Origin of the sequence: Thalassotalea marina, assembly GCF_014656435.1 — a bacterium.
Classification (GTDB): Bacteria; Pseudomonadota; Gammaproteobacteria; order Enterobacterales; family Alteromonadaceae; genus Thalassotalea_C; species Thalassotalea_C marina.
In genome coordinates this window covers 373,207-391,476 of sequence record NZ_BNCK01000003.1, presented here as the reverse complement: position 1 = coordinate 391,476, position 18,270 = coordinate 373,207, and the positions used below count along the sequence as shown (strand labels likewise).

General features: G+C 39.5%; 19 protein-coding genes. 10 read left to right on the top strand and 9 right to left on the bottom strand.

Translation table 11 applies throughout. From position 1 onward, the window contains the following. Positions 1–3: 3 nt before the first annotated feature. From IE199_RS08220 to coaBC, 4 genes are all read right to left on the bottom strand, one after another. Positions 4–660: a response regulator transcription factor gene (locus IE199_RS08220; RefSeq protein ID WP_189769076.1), complete on the bottom strand. Its 657-nt coding sequence runs from the start codon at positions 658–660 to the stop codon at positions 4–6. A 102-nt stretch (positions 661–762) separates the two neighbouring features. Continuing rightward, positions 763–2,223 carry an aminoacyl-histidine dipeptidase gene (locus IE199_RS08215; RefSeq protein WP_189769074.1) on the bottom strand — a complete coding sequence of 487 codons (1,461 nt, stop codon included), beginning with the start codon at positions 2,221–2,223 and terminating at the stop codon, positions 763–765. Positions 2,224–2,331: 108 nt separating this feature from the next. Next, entirely contained in the window at positions 2,332–2,916 is a 585-nt protein-coding gene (gene slmA, locus IE199_RS08210) for a nucleoid occlusion factor SlmA (RefSeq protein ID WP_189769072.1), read from the bottom strand. Between the two features lie 64 nt (positions 2,917–2,980). Next, positions 2,981–4,183, bottom strand: a complete 1,203-nt coding sequence (gene coaBC / locus IE199_RS08205; RefSeq protein ID WP_189769070.1) for a bifunctional phosphopantothenoylcysteine decarboxylase/phosphopantothenate--cysteine ligase CoaBC — start codon at positions 4,181–4,183, stop codon at positions 2,981–2,983. Between the two features lie 188 nt (positions 4,184–4,371). Between coaBC and radC the strand changes: the two genes are divergently transcribed. The 6 genes from radC to rpmG all read left to right on the top strand — a co-directional run bounded on the left by radC (position 4,372) and on the right by rpmG (position 7,206). Beyond that, positions 4,372–5,046: a RadC family protein gene (gene radC, locus IE199_RS08200; protein ID WP_189769514.1), complete on the top strand. Its 675-nt coding sequence runs from the start codon at positions 4,372–4,374 to the stop codon at positions 5,044–5,046. 92 nt (positions 5,047–5,138) lie between these two features. Next, on the top strand, positions 5,139–5,444 hold the full coding sequence (locus tag IE199_RS08195) for a PilZ domain-containing protein (RefSeq protein WP_189769062.1): 306 nt from the start codon (positions 5,139–5,141) through the stop codon (positions 5,442–5,444). 68 nt (positions 5,445–5,512) lie between these two features. Then, positions 5,513–6,181 (top strand): AAA family ATPase, encoded by a 669-nt coding sequence (locus IE199_RS08190; RefSeq protein ID WP_189769054.1) that lies wholly within the window; start codon positions 5,513–5,515, stop codon positions 6,179–6,181. Then, positions 6,168–6,551: a hypothetical protein gene (locus tag IE199_RS08185; RefSeq protein ID WP_189769052.1), complete on the top strand. Its 384-nt coding sequence runs from the start codon at positions 6,168–6,170 to the stop codon at positions 6,549–6,551. The genes IE199_RS08190 and IE199_RS08185 overlap by 14 nt, the downstream gene beginning before the upstream one ends. Before the next feature lie 252 nt (positions 6,552–6,803). Next, positions 6,804–7,040 carry a 50S ribosomal protein L28 gene (gene rpmB, locus IE199_RS08180; RefSeq protein WP_189769050.1) on the top strand — a complete coding sequence of 79 codons (237 nt, stop codon included), beginning with the start codon at positions 6,804–6,806 and terminating at the stop codon, positions 7,038–7,040. A 10-nt stretch (positions 7,041–7,050) separates the two neighbouring features. Next, a complete protein-coding gene (gene rpmG / locus IE199_RS08175) occupies positions 7,051–7,206 on the top strand; it encodes a 50S ribosomal protein L33 (protein WP_189769048.1) in 156 nt (51 codons plus the stop codon). Between the two features lie 76 nt (positions 7,207–7,282). Here the strand turns inward: rpmG and IE199_RS08170 are convergent, their stop codons facing one another. Together IE199_RS08170 and IE199_RS08165 are read right to left on the bottom strand one after the other, a co-directional pair. Continuing rightward, positions 7,283–9,385 carry a TonB-dependent siderophore receptor gene (locus IE199_RS08170; RefSeq protein WP_189769046.1) on the bottom strand — a complete coding sequence of 701 codons (2,103 nt, stop codon included), beginning with the start codon at positions 9,383–9,385 and terminating at the stop codon, positions 7,283–7,285. Between the two features lie 323 nt (positions 9,386–9,708). Further along, positions 9,709–9,963 (bottom strand): hypothetical protein, encoded by a 255-nt coding sequence (locus IE199_RS08165; RefSeq protein ID WP_229854604.1) that lies wholly within the window; start codon positions 9,961–9,963, stop codon positions 9,709–9,711. 194 nt (positions 9,964–10,157) lie between these two features. Between IE199_RS08165 and tesB the strand changes: the two genes are divergently transcribed. Further along, the gene (gene tesB / locus IE199_RS08160; protein WP_189769044.1) at positions 10,158–11,015 is read left to right on the top strand and encodes an acyl-CoA thioesterase II; all 858 of its coding nucleotides are present in this window, start codon (positions 10,158–10,160) and stop codon (positions 11,013–11,015) included. A 23-nt stretch (positions 11,016–11,038) separates the two neighbouring features. On the opposite strand, the gene IE199_RS08155 is transcribed toward tesB, so the two are convergent. Together IE199_RS08155 and yihG are read right to left on the bottom strand one after the other, a co-directional pair. After that, positions 11,039–12,286, bottom strand: a complete 1,248-nt coding sequence (locus IE199_RS08155) for a mechanosensitive ion channel family protein (RefSeq protein WP_189769042.1) — start codon at positions 12,284–12,286, stop codon at positions 11,039–11,041. A gap of 3 nt (positions 12,287–12,289) precedes the next feature. After that, positions 12,290–13,192 carry a 1-acylglycerol-3-phosphate O-acyltransferase, YihG family gene (gene yihG, locus IE199_RS08150; RefSeq protein WP_189769040.1) on the bottom strand — a complete coding sequence of 301 codons (903 nt, stop codon included), beginning with the start codon at positions 13,190–13,192 and terminating at the stop codon, positions 12,290–12,292. A 278-nt stretch (positions 13,193–13,470) separates the two neighbouring features. Here yihG and proB point away from each other — a divergent pair, with 278 nt between their 5' ends. The 3 genes from proB to IE199_RS08135 are packed head-to-tail and all read left to right on the top strand — an operon-like array spanning position 13,471 to position 17,408. Further along, positions 13,471–14,574: a glutamate 5-kinase gene (proB, locus tag IE199_RS08145; protein WP_189769038.1), complete on the top strand. Its 1,104-nt coding sequence runs from the start codon at positions 13,471–13,473 to the stop codon at positions 14,572–14,574. 37 nt (positions 14,575–14,611) lie between these two features. Then, positions 14,612–15,862: a glutamate-5-semialdehyde dehydrogenase gene (locus tag IE199_RS08140; protein WP_189769036.1), complete on the top strand. Its 1,251-nt coding sequence runs from the start codon at positions 14,612–14,614 to the stop codon at positions 15,860–15,862. A 10-nt stretch (positions 15,863–15,872) separates the two neighbouring features. Then, a complete protein-coding gene (locus IE199_RS08135; protein ID WP_189769034.1) occupies positions 15,873–17,408 on the top strand; it encodes a winged helix-turn-helix domain-containing protein in 1,536 nt (511 codons plus the stop codon). Between the two features lie 442 nt (positions 17,409–17,850). Here IE199_RS08135 and ppnP read toward each other — a convergent pair whose 3' ends face one another. Then, positions 17,851–18,165 (bottom strand): pyrimidine/purine nucleoside phosphorylase, encoded by a 315-nt coding sequence (gene ppnP / locus IE199_RS08130; RefSeq protein WP_189769510.1) that lies wholly within the window; start codon positions 18,163–18,165, stop codon positions 17,851–17,853. Positions 18,166–18,270 lie beyond the last annotated feature (105 nt).

The following is an 18,270-nucleotide window of genomic DNA, read 5'->3' as shown; positions in this document are numbered from 1 at the left end:
CGACTATTCGGTAAAGCTGTTGTCAGTAATATCTAGCTGACCAATAGCGATGACAGCTTGAGTTCTATTTCTAACGTTTAGTTTGCGAAAGATAGCGGTGGCATGGGCTTTAATTGTCGCCTCTGATACATTCAGCTCGTAGGCGATTTGTTTGTTTAACAAGCCTTGGGCAAACATCATCAAAATACGATACTGCTGCTGGGTTAAACTGGCAACACGTTCAGCGATATCGCCATCTTGTTCACCATTGTTTGAAGCTTGAAATGAGTTAGGTAACCAAACATCTCCGAGTAATACCTTTTGAATAGCATCCAATATGGTATTAACAGGTGTTGATTTAGGCACAAACCCTGCCGCGCCGTATTCCATTGCTTTAGATATAGTGTCGTGATCTTCGTAAGCAGATACCACCACAACAGGAATTTGTGGGTAATGATTGCGAACATGAATCAAGGTATTGAACCCGTGAGCACCGGGAATGTTTAAATCGAGTAGCAGTAGATCTGCCTCTTGATGTGTCACTAATTGATGCTCTAATTCATCAATCGTTTGTGCTTCTACCCATTGAGTTTGTGTCAGCTGGACTTTTAACGTATCTAGCAGTGCTTGTCTAAATAATGGGTGATCATCAGCTATTATTACTTGTTGTGGCTGGATCATAGTGTGTGCCCAAAACCTCTCTTAAGTTGCGATATACGCTAGCTATACACAATGCCCTAGTGCTTGCTAGCGTATCAAAGTATCCCTTCTACTTCATTGATATTAACCCTTTTCTGGAATACGCGAAAGTACCCCGACCAGTAATTGCCAATATTTGTTAACTGAAGCAATTTCAACCTTTTCATCAGGTGAATGTGGGAATTTAATGGTTGGGCCAAAAGAAACCATGTCCCAATTTGGGTATGCTGTTTTAAATAAACCACACTCTAAACCAGCGTGAATCACCATAATTTCGGGAATATTACCAAACAACTCTTGATAGGTGTCGCGCACTGTTTTCATTGCCGCTGAGTTGGTATCTGGTTTCCAACCTGGGTATGCGCCAGAGAACTCGACTTGCGCTCCTGCTAAGTCAAATACTGACTGGACCATAGTTTGAGCATCTAATCGGCCATCATCGTGTAAACTTCTAATGAGAGTCATGGCTTCAAAACGTGGTCCTTTAGTGCGCATAACACCAAGATTTAATGAGCTTTCAACAATACCTTCTATATCGTCGCTCATACGCAATACGCCGTTAGGACAAGCGTTTAAAGCTTTTAAAATAGTGCGCTGAGTTTCTGCAGTCCAACATTCGTCAAAATCTTCAGGCGAAATTAGCAACATACTAATATCAGTTTCAATCGCTGCAAGATTGTGCTTAATGGTGGCTAAATATTCATCTAGTGACGCTTTAAATGCGTCAATATCAGCGTTAGCAATGACGAAGCTTGCATCAGCTTCACGTGGAATAGCATTGCGTAAACTACCGCCGTTTAGTTCTGTTAATCGAAGATTAAACTGTTCGCTAGCATTCAGTAAAAAGCGAACCAATAGTTTACATGCATTGGCGCGACCAGTGTGAATATCAACACCGGAGTGACCGCCTTTTAATCCAGAAATAGATAAGTTAAACGCTGTGGTGTCGGCTTGCACAGGCTCTATATTTAGTGGAAAACGAATCGTACCATCTATGCCTCCCGCACAGCCCATATACACTTCACCTTCTTGTTCAGAATCCGTGTTGATCAGGATGTCGCCTTCAAGCCAATTGGCTTTTAAACCAAATGCCCCGGTCATTCCCGCTTCTTCATCTATGGTAATTAGCACTTCCAAAGGGCCATGGGCAATATCGTTACTGGCTAATACTGCCAGTGCTGAAGCAAGGCCAACTCCGTTGTCAGCACCTAGTGTAGTACCGTTTGCCGTAACCCAATCGCCATCAATATAAGCTTCAATTGGGTCATTTAAGAAGTCGTGAACCTTATCACTATTTTTTTGCGGTACCATGTCCATGTGTGCTTGCAATATTACGCCACGACGGTTTTCCATGCCGGCAGTAGCAGGCTTTTTGATCAATAAGTTACCAACATCGTCTTCTGATACGTTTAGGTCTAAATCTTTGGCCCATTCCTGGATCCAAAGCGACACTTTTTGCTCGTGTTTCGAAGGTCGTGGAATGGCACAAAGTTGTTCAAATAGTTGCCATAAACCATTAGGTGCTAGAGAAGACAGTTGACTCACGTTGATTCCTCATTGGGTGCGTTAAAAATATTAGTTGTTTTAATGTCGAATATATAAAAAGAAACGCCGATAATTCAGCGTTTTTTTGGATAAAATTTAGATTGGACGCTATTTGCTTGCCATTAAAAATAGCCATTGATCGTTAAAGTTGTCGCTTGGCTTTTTATCAAATCCAGAACGTACATACTGGCTAATTTTTCCTTCAGCAAAAGCGACAAGAATATTGGCTAGTGCCAATTCATTAATTTCAAAACCTTTGCCTTCTCTTAGCTTACGTTCACGCAAAATTTGTTTAAATTGGGATTCTAGTTTTTCAAAAAACTGGTTAACACGAGTGCGTAAACGTTCGTTTTCTCCCATCAGTGCATCACCAGATAAAATACGACACATTCCTGGATTACGCTCAGCAAAAATAAGCAACACATGTAAGATGTGATGACAGCGAACAAGCGCCTCTTTGTGATCAGATAAAATAAGGTTAACGCGCGAAAAAATCGATTCTTCAATAAACTCAATCAAGCCTTCAAACATCCGAGCTTTTGAAGGGAAGTGACGATAAAGTGCCGCTTCTGATACGCCAACCTGTTCAGCTAATTTTGCTGTAGTGATACGTTGGCCAGGGCTAGATTGTAACATTAATGCTAAACATTCTAAGATTTGCTGTTTACGGTTAGGTTTTTGAGAAACCGACATAAATAATTCTCTAAGTTATTCTTGTTAATAGCGTCTAGTGTTGCTGATTGTAACGATTTATGTTTTAACTTTCATCAAAATGACGCGCAATTATCTCAATCAATTGTTTTGCAACAGCTGACTTATTGCCCAAGGGTAAATCAAAGGCATTGTTTGCACTATAAACGGTCAGTGCATTTTGATCGCTGTTAAACCCCTGACCTTCAATAGCGACGTTATTGGCGGCGATTAAATCTAAACCTTTACGAGCTAGTTTGTCTTTTGCATATTGCTCAACATCTTGCGTTTCAGCCGCAAAACCTACGGTAAAAGGTTTATCGGCAAGTTTAGCGACGTCTGCCACTATATCTGGGTTTTTTACCAGGGTTAATGTTAGCTCATCTTGACCTGGTGTTTTTTTCATTTTTTGATCAGCAACTTTAGCCAAACGATAGTCAGCTACTGCAGCACAGGCTACAAAAACATTGGCTTTAGGGGCTAAAGTCAGCGCTGCTTGATGCATCTGTTGTGCACTTTCCACGGCAATTAATTCACAGCCTTGTGGTGGTGCTAAATTTACTGGACCAGAGATTAACGAAACGGATGCTCCAGCCGCGACTGCTTGAGCCGCGATGGCATAGCCCATTTTGCCCGAGCTATGGTTTGAGATGTAACGAACAGGGTCTATTGCTTCTCGCGTTGGGCCAGCGGTTATTACCCAATGTTGACCGAGTAATGGTTGCTCTTGTGTTGCACATAAACGCTCAACAATGTCTTCAACTTCGATCATGCGACCAAAACCAACATCGCCACATGCTTGCTCACCTTGCCCAGGGCCCCAAAGACTAAATCCGAGGGCTTGTAGTCGCTCAACGTTTTGTTGGGTGACTGCAGTGTGCCACATTTGTTGGTTCATTGCTGGAACTATTGCAATAGGCGCTGTGGTGGCGAGCACGATAGTGGTTAACAAATCGCTGGCCATACCATGTGCAATATTGGCCATGGTATTTGCACTTGCAGGTGCAATGACAATTTGGTCAGCCCACTTGGCTAGTTCTATATGTCCCATGGCTAATTCTGCTTCTTTATCGAGCAAACTATCTGAAACCGCATTGGCTGATACTGCTTGCAGGGATAAAGGTGAAACAAAGGCTTTAGCGCTATCTGTCATTACAACTCGAACATTTGCACCATGATCTTTAATGCGCCTGACAAGTTCAGGGGTTTTGTAAGCAGCAATACCGCCAGTAATACCAAGAAGAATGTTTTTGCCTGCAAGCTTTTGCATATGGTTGATTTCGAGCTATGTTTTTAAAGGTTTTGTAAAGAATATCATCAAACGATGAAATTTAACATTGCTACCCAATAGGTAGCTGTACAACAAATTTACACCGAATAAATTAACTGTGATTAAGCACTTTTCTATGGATGGAAACAAAGCAGTTAGCGTTTTAAAGGTTAAGATGCAAGGAAGCAATTATGATTAAAGAATGGCCTATTCAGGAGCAGCCAAGAGAAAAGCTCTTACACTTTGGCGCGCCAAGCCTGTCAGATGCAGAGCTGTTGGCGATATTTCTTAGGACAGGAGTGAAAGGAACCGACGTGGTCAGCCTTGCTCGACAACTGCTCAATACCTTTGGCAGTATCTCGGCAATATTTCAGGCCAATAAAGAAGAATTTTGCCATATTAGGGGTTTAGGAGTGGCGAAATTTGTGCAGCTTCAAGCCTGTCTTGAAATGTCAAAACGATATTTAACAGAAGAATTACAGCAAAAAACAGCGTTAACCAGCTCACAAGATTCAAAACAGTTTTTGGTGGCACAGTTGCGAGATGAAACGCGAGAAGTTTTTGCGGTTTTGTTTTTAAATACACAGCATCAGGTCATCAGCTTTGACAAACTGTTTTACGGCACCATTAATGCTGCGGCGGTATATCCAAGAGTTGTTGCTGAACAAGCACTTAAACATCGAGCTGCGAGCGTGATTTTGTCGCATAACCATCCTTCAGGGTTGTCGTCACCAAGTAATGCTGACATTCGCTTAACTACACAGCTTGTACAAGCGTTAGACCTCATTGATATTAAAGTGCTAGATCACATCATTGTAGCTGGTCACAAAAGCTACTCCTTTGCTGACAATCGGTTACTGTGACGTTTTCTCGCGGATAAATAATAATCAAATAGCTTGCACATATTTTATTTCACCGTTAATTTTAAAGTAATTGGAAAAGTAAGGGGGGGTTTATGAACGAGCAAGATGATCAGCAATCTGAACGCAGACAAGCCATGCGTCTTGATATGGAAAAAGAACTGATAGACATTCACTGGACCAATGAACAAGGGCAAGTAATCAATAAAAAAATTGCATGTTTAGACTTCTCTAAAGGCGGCTTAAAACTCGATTGTGATCAGGCGATTCCTTTGGATACAGAAACAACGGTTGTTTTCCAGGCTGCAGCGAAAAATTCGCAACAACTTAAAGGAAAAGTCATTCGTTGTATTCAACAAGATAATGGCTGGTTTGAAATTGCACTTAGGCTGGACGAATAACCCTTAATAATTAGTCTATACTGAATAAACTTCATTAAAAATTTGTAGTAGTAGAAGGATTCGGCGATATGATGATCTTAGTTGGCGGCGAAAAAGGTGGCAGCGGCAAAAGCTGTATGGCCCAAAACTTAGCCGTTTATTTTGCAAAGCATAAAAATGCGATTGTGTTAATGGTGGATTGTGACCCTCAACGCACCACGTCAGATTGGATTCAAGCACGAAATACCGATCCCACTTTACCTGCGATAAACTGTATTCAGTTGTACGGTAAAATTCGCAATGATTTACTTAGCCTTAAACAGCACTACGACTATGTTATTGTTGATTGCGGTGGTCAAGATAACCTTGCGCTTCGAGCGGCTATGTCGGTTGCTGAGCATGTCGTTATTCCGCTACGCCCTAAACGTCGAGATCTAAAAACGGTGCCGCATATGGAAGATATGCTTAGCACCTGTAAAATGGTCAATCCAAAAATGTTAGCCTCATTTGTTATTACCCAGTGCCCCGCATTGCCTACTCAAGCCAATAGAATACTTGAAGCTAAAGAGGTGTGTAGTTCATATGGCATAAATGTGTTAGATTCTGTTACATACAACCGAAATATATATGATGACAGTGAAGAAAAAGGGTCATCTGTATTGGAAATTGATCCTGATGGCAAAGCTGCGAGTGAAATTATTGCCATTGCAGAGGAGCTTTTAGCGATGAAACCGGACAACTCACATGAGTTTAACTGATTTAAAAAAAAGCACGGATGGCAAAGATAATAAAAAGAAAAGAACCTTCACAGTAGATGAATTTATTGCTGATGCGGAAAACTATGCCAAAGGTAATCCGCAACTGGTGAGTGAAGGTGTGAACCATCCTGCTGATTTAAAAGAAGCCTTAGCAGCGGCTAGCCAATTAAAACAAAGAGAAGAAGAAAATAAAAAGCCGTATCGACATGCTACATTTACGCTTAGTGAAGAAGCGATAAAGCAATTGCACTCTTTATCATTGGAAACGAATTTAGCAAAATCACACATTATTCGCATCTTAATAAATGAATTGTGCAATAAAGAACAGCAAGAGAAATTGAGTAAACTTTTAGACTCTAATGTAAACTAAATTTGTTCATTATTAGCCCAAAGCGGGTAGCAAATAAACGCTCTATGGGCTTACAATTTGCTATTTATTGCACAAAAACCATCTTTAACTCGTTGTTTATAAAGTTTATTTGTACAAAATGATCACTTAAGGGTGATTAAAACTAGATTTCAATAATCAGTTTCACTATAATATGCCACCTTTTTCAGGATCCCGAGGCGACGGCCATGGGGAAATATAGCTCGAGCTGAAATTAATTTTGGAGTGACTCACATGTCTAGAGTTTGCCAAGTAACCGGCAAAAAACCAGTAGTTGGGAACAACCGTTCTCACGCAAGAAACGCAACTCGTCGTCGTTTCTTACCTAACCTTCAATCTCACCGTTTTTGGGTTGAGAGTGAAAACCGTTTCGTTAAATTACGTTTAACTCCGAAAGGAATGCGTATTATCGACAAGAAAGGCATTGATGCAGTATTAGCTGATATTCGTGCCCGTGGCGAAAAAATCTAAGGAATAAATCATGCGTGATAAAATTCGTTTAGTATCTAGTGCTGGCACAGGTCATTTTTATACTACAGACAAGAATAAAAAGACTATGCCTGAGAAGATGGAAATCAAAAAGTTTGATCCAAAAATTCGTAAGCACGTAATTTACAAAGAAGCGAAAATTAAGTAATTCTTGTTTCCAAGTTATAAAAACCCGGCATTCGTCGGGTTTTTTATTATTGGTGTCTTAACATTGTTAAGAATGACTAAAAACTATAAGTATAAGACGCTATCACCGTACGGCCGCGACCTGGCATGACACCCCAATCAATACCTTTAGCGCCAGCAGAACTCCAATATTCTTTATCAAATAGGTTTTCTACTTTAACTCGCACCGTGCCTCCGTGTTGCGGTATTTCATATTTTGCACCTAAATCCACTTTTGAATACGAAGGTAAGCTTAGCGTGTTATTGATGTTTTGTTCACGGTTGCCAACATAATACAAACCTAAATTTGCACTTAAACCTTCTATGGCAGATAGTTGATAATCTAAGAATACGTTACCTTGATATTTGGCTACATTGGCTGGTCGATTGCCATTTAGTGTTGCATCACCGACTAAGTCTTCGAGCTTGGCATCCATGTAAGTTGCTGATGCTACAATGGATAAGTTATCGTGCACTTGGCCGTTAATGTTAGCTTCAATACCTTGATGAACCTGCTTACCGTCTTGTGTGAAGTAGTTAGTTTGGTGATTGTGATATTCAAGCATTTTTTCAATTTCAAACACTGCGAGTGATACACTGGCGCCGTCGAGCTGCATTTTAAAGCCAAGCTCTAATTGTTCACTTTCTTGAGGACCAAGTGAGTCACCTTCATTAATTGCACCACTACCGATAACGGCGACTCCCCCTTCACCCGCGCCTTCTGAATAACTGAGATAAAACGCAGAGCTGTCATCAAGTTTGTAATTAAACCCTATAATTGGAGTGTTAAAGCTGCGGTCGTCTAATGTTTGCCAATTGGCATTTGGTTGCTGTTGCTGCTTTTCATATCGGATGTGTCTCAGGCCTAATGTGGCAAAAAATTCCTCTGAAAATTGCATTGTATTTGTCACAAAGTAGGAAATTTCTCGCGTGTCTGTTTTAGTCGCTTGTGGGTATTGTGGATACTTGGGCTTTTTGGTGTGTATTGGATGAAATATATGGCCAACAGGGTTGTTTACATTAAACCAACGCCCATCTTCTGATTGATAATCACGAATGCTTGCGCCAACAACCAGTTCATTTTCGAGTTCACCAAGAAAAACGGTTCCACTAACAAAACTGTGTGCTGATACTGAACGATAGCTTTCATCCGGAGTTACTAAAATATCAGAAGATAAAACCTTACCTTCAAGGTCAACTTGGTAAATGTCGGGAAAGATTGTAAATCGATCATTTTTTGAATAAGCGATTTGATTAATCCATTGCCAATTGTCATTTAGCCAATAATCATAACGTAAGCCAAGGTTTGTGGTCTGGGTTTCATATTTGGCCCAAGGCTGCCCTAATAATACATCACTCATATCAACATAAGGTGGTAAAACGGGTTTATCGTCAACGTAAGCCAAGCCAAGTATCGGTTGTGCCGCAATTTTTTTATCTTGAAAATCCGCGTCAAGTCTTAAAATTGAGTTGTCTGATGGCGCGATGTCTATTGCAGCACTGGCAAAATATCGTGTTAAATCATCGCCACCGGTAAAATCACCATTGTCTTCAACAGCTAAGTTAACCCTGTAACCTAAGTTAGCATTATTTTTAAGGGTATTACTTAAGTCTAGGTGAAGGTATTTACCGTCTCGACTTTTCACTTCTGCAGTGATTTCTGCAAATGGTTTAGCCGTTGGTCTTTTGGTGACATAGTTTATGGTACCACCAGGGTTGTTAAAGCCAGCAATGATGCCAGACGGGCCTTTTAATACATCGATGCGTTGTATGTTTTCTAGTGGTACATCTTGAAATGGTGCTAGAGCTAGGCCATCTCGGCGTAATCCGTTAGTCCAGTCTAGTTGAAAGCCTCTTAAACTGACAAAATCAAAAACAGCACCAATTGAGGTATTTTGTACAGAAGCGTCATTGGCAAGAATATCACCTAGGGTTTTTGAGCGTTGATTGACGATCAGCGCATCAGAAAAGGACTGAATAGAAATAGGTAGCATCAGAACATCTTTAATACCAAGTGCTGCTGCATTGACGTCACGTGTATCGTATAAAGGTGTGCGTTTACCAGTGACTTCTATATGTTCTAAATTCTGTTCAGCTAAAAGCGCCGACGATTGGATGGTTAAACAGCTGATCACGGCTAAGCGAACTGCAGAAATTTTCATGTGGTTATCCAGTAAAAGTTGACCAGTTAAAACAACTAGTAAAAAGAAAAATATTGTTTGTATGCGTAATTAGCTGTGTAGAGAATTTTGAGCAATAAATCTGCTTGCGAATACTTTAGCAGATCTGCTCTTGATATCTTTATGACAGGCTGAGTACGTAATGTTATGTTATAACGTACCGATCCTATCAGAAGAGTTTTGTTAAAAGAAAGTAAAATACACATTTATTTACATATTTGAATGTGTGTTAATAAGCTGAAAATAAGAATAAATTTAGGCAATAAAAAAGGCCGCTAAATGCGACCTTGTTTTGCTAATTTTGCCTACGGGCGTATGGTGATTGTTGGAGAGGTATCAATCTCACCTTCATCAGAAATTGTTGCCACGTTACCGTCACACATTAAAACAGCCAAGCTTCCCATGCTACTATTTCGGATAAACGCTAGGTCGTATCCAAATTGAGTTAAGCTACTTGCTGCAAATTTCTGTGCGAGTGAAAGCTTATCCCATAACACGGAATAATCGGCTTGATAATGCCTTCTCTCCAATAATACTTCTCTATCTATTGCTGCTTGCACAAGTGCCTCTTAACCAAGTAAGTCCTATATCGAACGGTATTTTCGACAATATATGAAAAAGATTAAAATTTCAACAATTCACCGTAAATATTTACATGCCGCTGATTGATAGATTAACTGGTTTTACCTGTTGGTTTCATTTGGGTTAATGCTTACATATAATTGTCACAAACTGGTCAGATAATTTTTCCATTATGAGTCAAGTATTAAACGATTTATTAAACCTGTTAACGTTAGAGCCTATTGAGCAGGGTCTATTTAGGGGGCAAAGCCAAGATCTTGGTTTTAGAGCATTATTTGGTGGGCAAGTTATGGGACAAGCGTTATCGGCTGCGCAAGAGACCGTTGAAACATCTCGCCACATTCATTCACTACATTCTTATTTTTTACGTCCAGGTGATGCCAAAAAGCCGGTTGTTTATGAAGTCGAAAATATCCGCGATGGAAAAAGCTTTAACACACGTCGTGTGAAGGCTATTCAAAATGGCCAAAATATCTTTTACATGACAGCCTCTTTTCAACAAGAAGAGCAAGGTTTTGATCATCAACCATCCATGCCTGAGGTACCATCACCTGACGAGGTACCATCTTTTAGTGATTTCATTTTTGATCATCAGGCCTTTATTCCAGAAGAATCTAGAGCAAAGTTTCTCTCTGAAAAGCCAATTGAATTGCGTCCCGTTGAGCAATACAACTGGATAAAACCTGAAAGTGCTGAACCCATTTGCCATATGTGGATAAAAGCCAATGGCAATTTGCCGGAAGACCCTCGTATTCACAAATATATGTTAGCCTATACTTCTGACTTTCATTTTCTACCAACAGCACTGTTTAAACACGGTGTGAGCCACTGGCAACCAAATTTTCAAATTGCCACCATCGACCATGCGATGTGGTTTCATCGCCCGTTTCGATTTGACGATTGGCTACTTTATGTGATGGAAAGTCCAACAACCGTTGGCGGTAGAGGCTTGGTGAGAGGGCAGATCTTCAATCAACAAGGTCATTTAGTGGCAACAACCATGCAAGAAGGTGTGATTAGGCAACGCTAAAATGCGTTGCCTGATGCAAATACTTAGCTATTAATTCGTTCTCGCCAGTCAGTACCACTTGGATGTTGGAAAATTCTTAGTTTAAACACTGGCGCGATCGCATAAATGTGATCAAAAACATCTGCTTGTATGCCTTCGTAATTAATCCAATCTTGATCATTACTGAAAAAGTATAACTCTATCGGTAAACCAGAGCCTTGTGTTGGCAGTTGCCTTACCATGCAAGTCATTTCAGAATGCACCTTTGGATGATGCTTTAAATACGCTTGTATATAGGCTCGAAAAGTACCAACATTCGTTAATTTACGCTGGTTATATCGATCATCAACATCAAGCCCTAATGCTTGGTTTGATGCGGTTATTTCTTGCTTTTTCGCTTTTAAATAATCGGAGATTAAATGAATAGATTCTAGATCTTCAATTTCCTCGGCGTTATAGAAACGAATACTAGCAACATCAACAAATACGCAGCGTTTTATTCTGCGTCCACCTGAGGCAATCATTCCGCGCCAGTTTCTAAAAGAACTGCTGATCAGCGAATAGGTTGGAATGGTGGTAATTGTGCGATCAAAATTTTGTACTTTTACCGTATTTAAGCCAATTTCAATCACGTCACCGTCGGCGCCATATTGTGGCATTTCTATCCAATCGCCGGGGGCTACCATTTTGTTAGCTGAAATTTGAATACTGGCAACTAGCCCTTTAATGGTATCTTGAAATACTAATAATAAAACGGCGGTTAATGCACCCAAACCACTTAACAAATATAGTGGTGATTTATCCAAAACATAAGAAATAGATAAAATTAAAGCGACTAAATAAAAAACTAACTTAATCACCTGAATTGCGGCATTCAGTGGTACATATTTAGATTTAGCTAACTGTTGATAAATGCCCTTGACCACAGTTAACAAAGCACTAAAGGTTCGTGCAACCTGAAAGGTTATGGCAATTTTAATCAGCACAATAATAAAATGTGCGTACAAGGTGTCTTGGTTAATGGTGTGAGGAATAGCAACCCATGTGATAATAAGAGGAACAAGTACAAAAGCTCTAGAGAAAACGGCATGTTCATACAGTAAATCATCCCATTTATTTTTTGAGAGTTTTACCCATTTTTCCATGCCGTTAAGAATTTTATATTTGGCAATGTAATAGCTGATACTTGCCAGCAAAAATATCGCTAAGCTACCGACCAAATCAACGGTTATTGATAAATACGCTTTTTGTACCCCATATTGAGATAACCATTGTGATAGATAACTGTTCATCCTTTACTCCTGATGATATTGGTTATTCAACCGTTCGAGTTTGTCATCTTTTTCCTGCCAAACGGTATTAACCCATTTTTGAAAATGGATTTTATAAGCTCTGTCGTTAACATAATCGCCAACCAGCGCTTGATCAATATCTCTGATGTCTATGTTTACTTCAACGTTATTTACCTTTCCACATAAGAAGTCTAAAAACGATGGAATTTTGTCAGGGTAATAGATGGTAACATCTAATACTTTATTTAATTGCTCACCCATTGCTGTCATAACAAAACCTATGCCACCTGCCTTAGGTTTTAATAAATGTTTATAAGGTGATTGCTGCTTTTTATGTTTTCCTTCGGTAAAACGAGTACCTTCAATAAAGCTCATTACACTTACCGGTTTGTATTTGAACTTTTCACATGCTTTTCGGGTAGTTTCCATATCTTTACCTTTAAGATGTGGATTTTTTTTCACAAAGCTTTGGCTGTAACGCTTCATAAAAGGGAAATCTAGTGCCCACCAAGCAATGCCTAAAAAAGGTACGTATAGCAATTCTTTCTTTAAAAAGAACTTTAAAAACGGCACTTTACCCCGCAGTACTCGCTGAAGAATTAAAATATCGACCCAAGACTGATGGTTAGCAATCACTAAATACCATTGTTTTTTTTCTAGCTTTTCTAAACCAGAGATTTTTATTTTGGTAGGTATAAAGATTTTTTGGTTAACTGTGTTTAATGCAACCCAGTTGCTTGCCATACGATCGAGTAAATAACTGAAAAAAGTTCGCCAAGCATCAAATGGTAACAAAGCCTTTAAAATAGAAAAAATGATAATTGGAACTAACCAAAACAAGGTATTTATTGTGTAAAAAAGAAAGGATAACAATCCAGTTATCGGGCTAGGTAAAAAGTTTAACATCTTGCCATTTCTTGAGAGTTTCTTATGGGCTTATGATAAAGCTAATCCAATTACCTTTCAGCTAAATTTTATTGATTGAACAAATAATCACCTTTTTTAATTAAGCTATTTGTTGTTTGACTAAAATCCATCACTTTATCGTCAAAAACATAGCTCTTTATCGCGTTATTGCTTTAAATCAGTAAAAAGACCGAACTTGTCTAATAAAACTACAATTATCCGTTGCAACTTTTGCTTAGATAGCAGATGCTCATAGTGATTATAAAGGGGGAGAAAACATGAAGTTTAAACGGGCTGTCATCAAGATTGGCAGTGCCTTGGTGGCACCAGACAAAAATGGCTGCAGCGGTAAACATTTATTATCGATTGCTCGCTTTATTACCCAATGTCAGCAGGCAGGCAAAGAGATTATTATCGTTTCATCAGGTAGTGTAGCTGCTGGAAGACAGCTCATTCGCCACGGCTCTCCCGTACCCTCTATCCCCACTAAACAAGCAATGGCGGCTGTTGGCCAAATGCAAATGATGGCTAACTGGCAACGTTTTTTTGATGTGCCATGTGCCCAGTTACTCATTACTCATGGTGATCTGAAAGATCGTCAACGTTATATCAATATTAAAAATACCATCAGAATTTTACTGGAAAACGGTAGTATTCCTATCGTCAATGAAAATGATACCGTTGCCACTGAAGAGCTGAAGGTCGGTGACAACGACAATTTAGCAGCGCTGGTGGCTTTGGTAAGTGAAGCAGATGCACTGTTTATTTTAAGTGATGTTGATGGCGTTTTTGATAAAGACCCCAGAACTAACAGTGATGCAACATTAATTCCTCAAATTGATGAAATTACACCTGCGATATATGCGATGGCGGGTAGCACCAATAATCATATTGCCACTGGCGGTATGAAAACCAAAATTCAAGCGGCTGAAAAGGCGGTAGAAAATGGTATTGAGACTTACATCATCAATGGCAGCAATAGTGAAAATTTTGATCAGTTACTCAAGGGGCTGAATCCTGGTACTTGGTTTTTGGCCAAACACGGTGCAACACGAGCAAGAAAGCATTGGTTAAAACATACGTTAAAAAGTAGTGGGCAAATCGTGTTAGATACTGGGGCGGTTGATGCTGTGTTAAACAAAGGAGCGTCATTATTGGCATCGGGGGTGATCAATTGTCGAGGCCAGTTTGCCAATGGCGATTCTATTGATCTTATTGATCATCAATCTGAGCAAGTTATTGCCAAAGGTATTTGTCAATATAGCGCGCAAGAACTGGTGCAGATCAAAGGGGTTAATAGTGAAAAAATCACCGACGTTTTAGGGTATTGCCCTAGTAAGGTGGTTGTACATCGCGATGATCTCGTCGTTTTATCAACTTAATTTAAACGTTAAACAGCAAATAATAACGAGTAATTTTATGTCATTTGATATCGCTAAAAATGCCAAAGCTGTAAAAATTGCATCACGCAATATTGCACAACAAACCAGTGAACAAAAGAACCATTTGTTAGAACGAATGGCCGAACTTATTGAAACCAATGAACAAGCTATTTTAGCTGAAAACGCCAAAGATATTAGTGCAGGAAGAGACAAAGGCTTAAGTGATGCGATGTTAGATCGCTTGTTACTTACACCTGAGCGAATCGCAGATATTGCAAAGGCGATTCGGGAGATTGTTGCACTACCTGATCCCATAGGAAATATTGCCAACATGGCGCTTAGACCCAATGGTATTCAAGTAGGTAAAATGCGTATCCCATTGGGGGTTATTGCTATGATCTATGAAGCTCGCCCTAATGTAACGGCCGAAGCGGCGGCTTTATCGATAAAGTCTGGAAATGCCACTATTTTACGAGGCGGCTCTGAAGCTATTTATAGTAACCTTGCTATTGCTCAATGTTTACATCAAGCACTTGAACAGCTGGGTATTGATAAAAATGTTGTTTCTATTGTACCGGACACAAGCCGCGAAGTGATTGAACAATTGATTACACTCAGAGAATCAATTGATCTCGTCATACCGCGAGGTGGTGAGGGGCTAATTCGTTACGTAACTGAAAACAGCCAAATCCCAGTCATTCAACATTTTAAAGGTGTTTGTCATCTTTATGTCGACAAGTTTGCCGATTTGACCAAAGCGCTGAATATATTAGTTAATGGTAAAGTTCAAAAGCCAAGTGCCTGTAATGCGTTTGAAACCTTATTGGTTCACCAAAATATTGCCGACACGTTTTTGCCTATGGTGAGCCAAACGTTAGCGCAACATCAGGTGAAAGTGCATGCTTGCGACAAAAGCTTACATTTTTTTAATGGGGCACTATTGGCGTCGGCGGCTGATTACCACGCTGAATACTTAGCGCCAGAAATCGCTATTCGTGTGGTAGATGGCTTTGAACAAGCGATTGATCATATTAATGAATTTACATCAGATCATACGGAAGTTATCGTTAGTCAAGATACAAGTCGTTGCCAAAGATTTATTCGCAACATAAACTCTTCGGTGGTCATGGCCAATGCCTCATCACGTTTTTCTGATGGTGGGCAATTAGGGTTAGGCTCTGAAATTGGCATATCAACTAGCAAATTACACGCTTACGGCCCCATGGGGCTGCAGTCTCTAACCACGGAAAAGTTTATTGTGATAGGAGACGGACAAATAAGAGATTAAACAGAGAATCATGCAGTTTACGGTTAATCGGGTTGCTTTAAATTTAACAGCTGGATATGCGGTTAAGGCGGGCGAAAAAATAAATATTCGCGCAAAAACGTTACAGGTTTTACAGTATTTGATTAACCATCAAGAGCAAATTGTCACCAAAGAGGCCTTATTAAATACTGTTTGGTCTGATGTGGTTGTTCAAGAACAAGTTTTGGTGCAATCGATCAAAGAGATTCGCGCTTTACTGGGTAGTGATTGCATAAAAACCTACCCTAAAAAAGGTTATCAATGGGTTGCCGACATCGAGATAATCAAAAGCAAGCAGCGTAGAAATCGATTATTGTTTGCTGCAGTAAGTATACTGGTGGCTATATTATGCGTCAGTTATCTGATGATTCGTCAAAGCGATGCACCCTCACCACATTTGACCATGGCATTTTTGCCGGTAGAAAATGCTATTCCTGATGCTGTTCACGACTGGCTACCAACTAAAGGCAGCCAGCAATTACACGACTTAATGGCAAGTTATAAACAAGTGAAGGTTATTTCAGCTGAGCAGCGTGATGACTATAAAGCAAAAAAAGACGTCGATGTCTTAGTGTATACTCGCCTGCATGGTTATCCTGAAGACTTTCAATTAGATTACACCCTGTTTTTGCCTCATGGTGAAGAACGTGGTGTTGAATTTGGCTCTTCTATTGATGATATTTTTATACGATTTACCGAACAACTCGCCAACCGATTTGACATAAATACTCAAGAAAATGGCACTGCCAGTATTAAAAGCAACTTTAAGTATGAAGCGTTATCGCGTGGCATAGAGCTGTATTATTATCGAGAGTACGAAGCCGCAGCGTCACTTTTCAAGTCCGCCTTACATGATAATGAAGATTTTCTAATTGCTAGACGCATGTTGGCGGCAAGTAAAGTAAATGCCAATCAGCAAACTTTAGGTAAAACCTTGCTTGAAGAAAATGTTGTTAAAGCTGTTGAGCAGCAAAATTATAAAGAGCAAATACGCAGCCAGCTATTATTGGCGGCATTGATTATTAATGGTCAACCACAACCAAACTTTTTAGAAGCAGAGCAGCATTTATTGCAAGTGGTCGCATTAACCAAAGCGCACGATGAGTTATTATTTTTGGCTTATGCGTATGAAGAGTTAGGTAAAATAAAGCGATTGCAACAACAATATCAAGAGGCAAAGTCGTACTTAAACGATGCATTAACTTACCATCAAACGATAGTGAATAACTATAGCCAAACAACCGCTTTAATTGAATTGGCGTTAGTAGCGAGTGCTGAACAAAAGGAAAAATTGAGTCAGCAGTATTTTGAAAGCGCTGAAAAAATTGCTGATCAGCACGGTGCAGCCACAAATAAAGTGGCGATTTTGATGGCCAAAGCTTATCGGGATAAACAGTTGGGGAAAGTCGATGAGTCAACCAAATATGCCCAACAAGCTATGGCCATCGCAAAACAGGCTAACAATGCCTTATGGCAAGCTAGAATTTCCGCATGGTTAGCAGAGCGCCACTATTACGAAATGCATTAGGTGGTGTGAGTTACCAATGTGATATGGATAACTTTTAATGTCTTTAGGCTTTATCAACAGCAGCACTTCGATTTGGTGGTAGAGGTGCCATCTTGTGCTACTTTTGAGTTGATCACCAATTAAAAAATATGAAATTGACTAAAGTGGGTATAAAACTTTATGAAATTGCGCTGGGTGTATCACAGATTAGTTATCATTTTTGTTCTTTGCAGCAATAAACTAATCTGAGATTAATTTAACCTCAGGTTTGTTTAAGAAGTAGTGCTAAATCAAAGAAAACAATAAGTTAGCAGTCTCTTAAATTTCTAGGTCGATATTTTTGTCTGAATTCAAGGCATTTTGCAGCAGGAATAGCTAGCTATTTCGCTTCAAAATAACGCAGAAGTCAGTAAAAATAGCACCTATAAACGCATTGCTTGTGCGAAGCTGAGGTTAATTTATGTTAATCAATAAAAGTACAGCAGTAATCTGTTAATGCAATCGCATGAATTTCAAAGCCTGAATTTGCTGGAATGTTAAAGCATTCCCCAGCCTGAAAAAGGTGCCACTGATTTTCTCCATTAATTTTTACTTCAACTTGTCCGGATAAAATTTCCATAAGTTCTGCTTTATGTGTACTAAATTGGTACAAACCTATTTGCATAATACCTAGGGTTTTATGACTGCCATCTGCAAAGTTTATGGTGCGACTTGTGACTTTACCGTCAAAGTAAACATTGGCCTGTTTTTCAACACTAACATTTTCAAAAGTTGTCACCAGAAAGTCCTCTATCATTTGGGTTTTAGGCAATAAAAAACCGATATCAGTCACATTGCTCATATCGGTTTTACACTAAAAACTTTTAGTTTTTAGTAAACAAAT

Bases quoted from the DNA above. Each gene is read 5' to 3' on its own strand.
- rpmB (WP_189769050.1), top strand. From the start codon at position 6,804: ATGTCTAGAGTTTGCCAAGTAACCGGCAAAAAACCAGTAGTTGGGAAC.
- IE199_RS08190 (WP_189769054.1), top strand. From the start codon at position 5,513: ATGATGATCTTAGTTGGCGGCGAAAAAGGTGGCAGCGGCAAAAGCTGT.
- IE199_RS08220 (WP_189769076.1), bottom strand. From the start codon at position 660: ATGATCCAGCCACAACAAGTAATAATAGCTGATGATCACCCATTATTT.
- proB (WP_189769038.1), top strand. From the start codon at position 13,471: ATGAAGTTTAAACGGGCTGTCATCAAGATTGGCAGTGCCTTGGTGGCA.
- IE199_RS08195 (WP_189769062.1), top strand. From the start codon at position 5,139: ATGAACGAGCAAGATGATCAGCAATCTGAACGCAGACAAGCCATGCGT.
- IE199_RS08140 (WP_189769036.1), top strand. From the start codon at position 14,612: ATGTCATTTGATATCGCTAAAAATGCCAAAGCTGTAAAAATTGCATCA.
- IE199_RS08170 (WP_189769046.1), bottom strand. From the start codon at position 9,385: ATGAAAATTTCTGCAGTTCGCTTAGCCGTGATCAGCTGTTTAACCATC.
- coaBC (WP_189769070.1), bottom strand. From the start codon at position 4,183: ATGCAAAAGCTTGCAGGCAAAAACATTCTTCTTGGTATTACTGGCGGT.
- IE199_RS08135 (WP_189769034.1), top strand. From the start codon at position 15,873: ATGCAGTTTACGGTTAATCGGGTTGCTTTAAATTTAACAGCTGGATAT.
- IE199_RS08155 (WP_189769042.1), bottom strand. From the start codon at position 12,286: ATGAACAGTTATCTATCACAATGGTTATCTCAATATGGGGTACAAAAA.
- IE199_RS08185 (WP_189769052.1), top strand. From the start codon at position 6,168: ATGAGTTTAACTGATTTAAAAAAAAGCACGGATGGCAAAGATAATAAA.
- yihG (WP_189769040.1), bottom strand. From the start codon at position 13,192: ATGTTAAACTTTTTACCTAGCCCGATAACTGGATTGTTATCCTTTCTT.
- tesB (WP_189769044.1), top strand. From the start codon at position 10,158: ATGAGTCAAGTATTAAACGATTTATTAAACCTGTTAACGTTAGAGCCT.
- slmA (WP_189769072.1), bottom strand. From the start codon at position 2,916: ATGTCGGTTTCTCAAAAACCTAACCGTAAACAGCAAATCTTAGAATGT.
- rpmG (WP_189769048.1), top strand. From the start codon at position 7,051: ATGCGTGATAAAATTCGTTTAGTATCTAGTGCTGGCACAGGTCATTTT.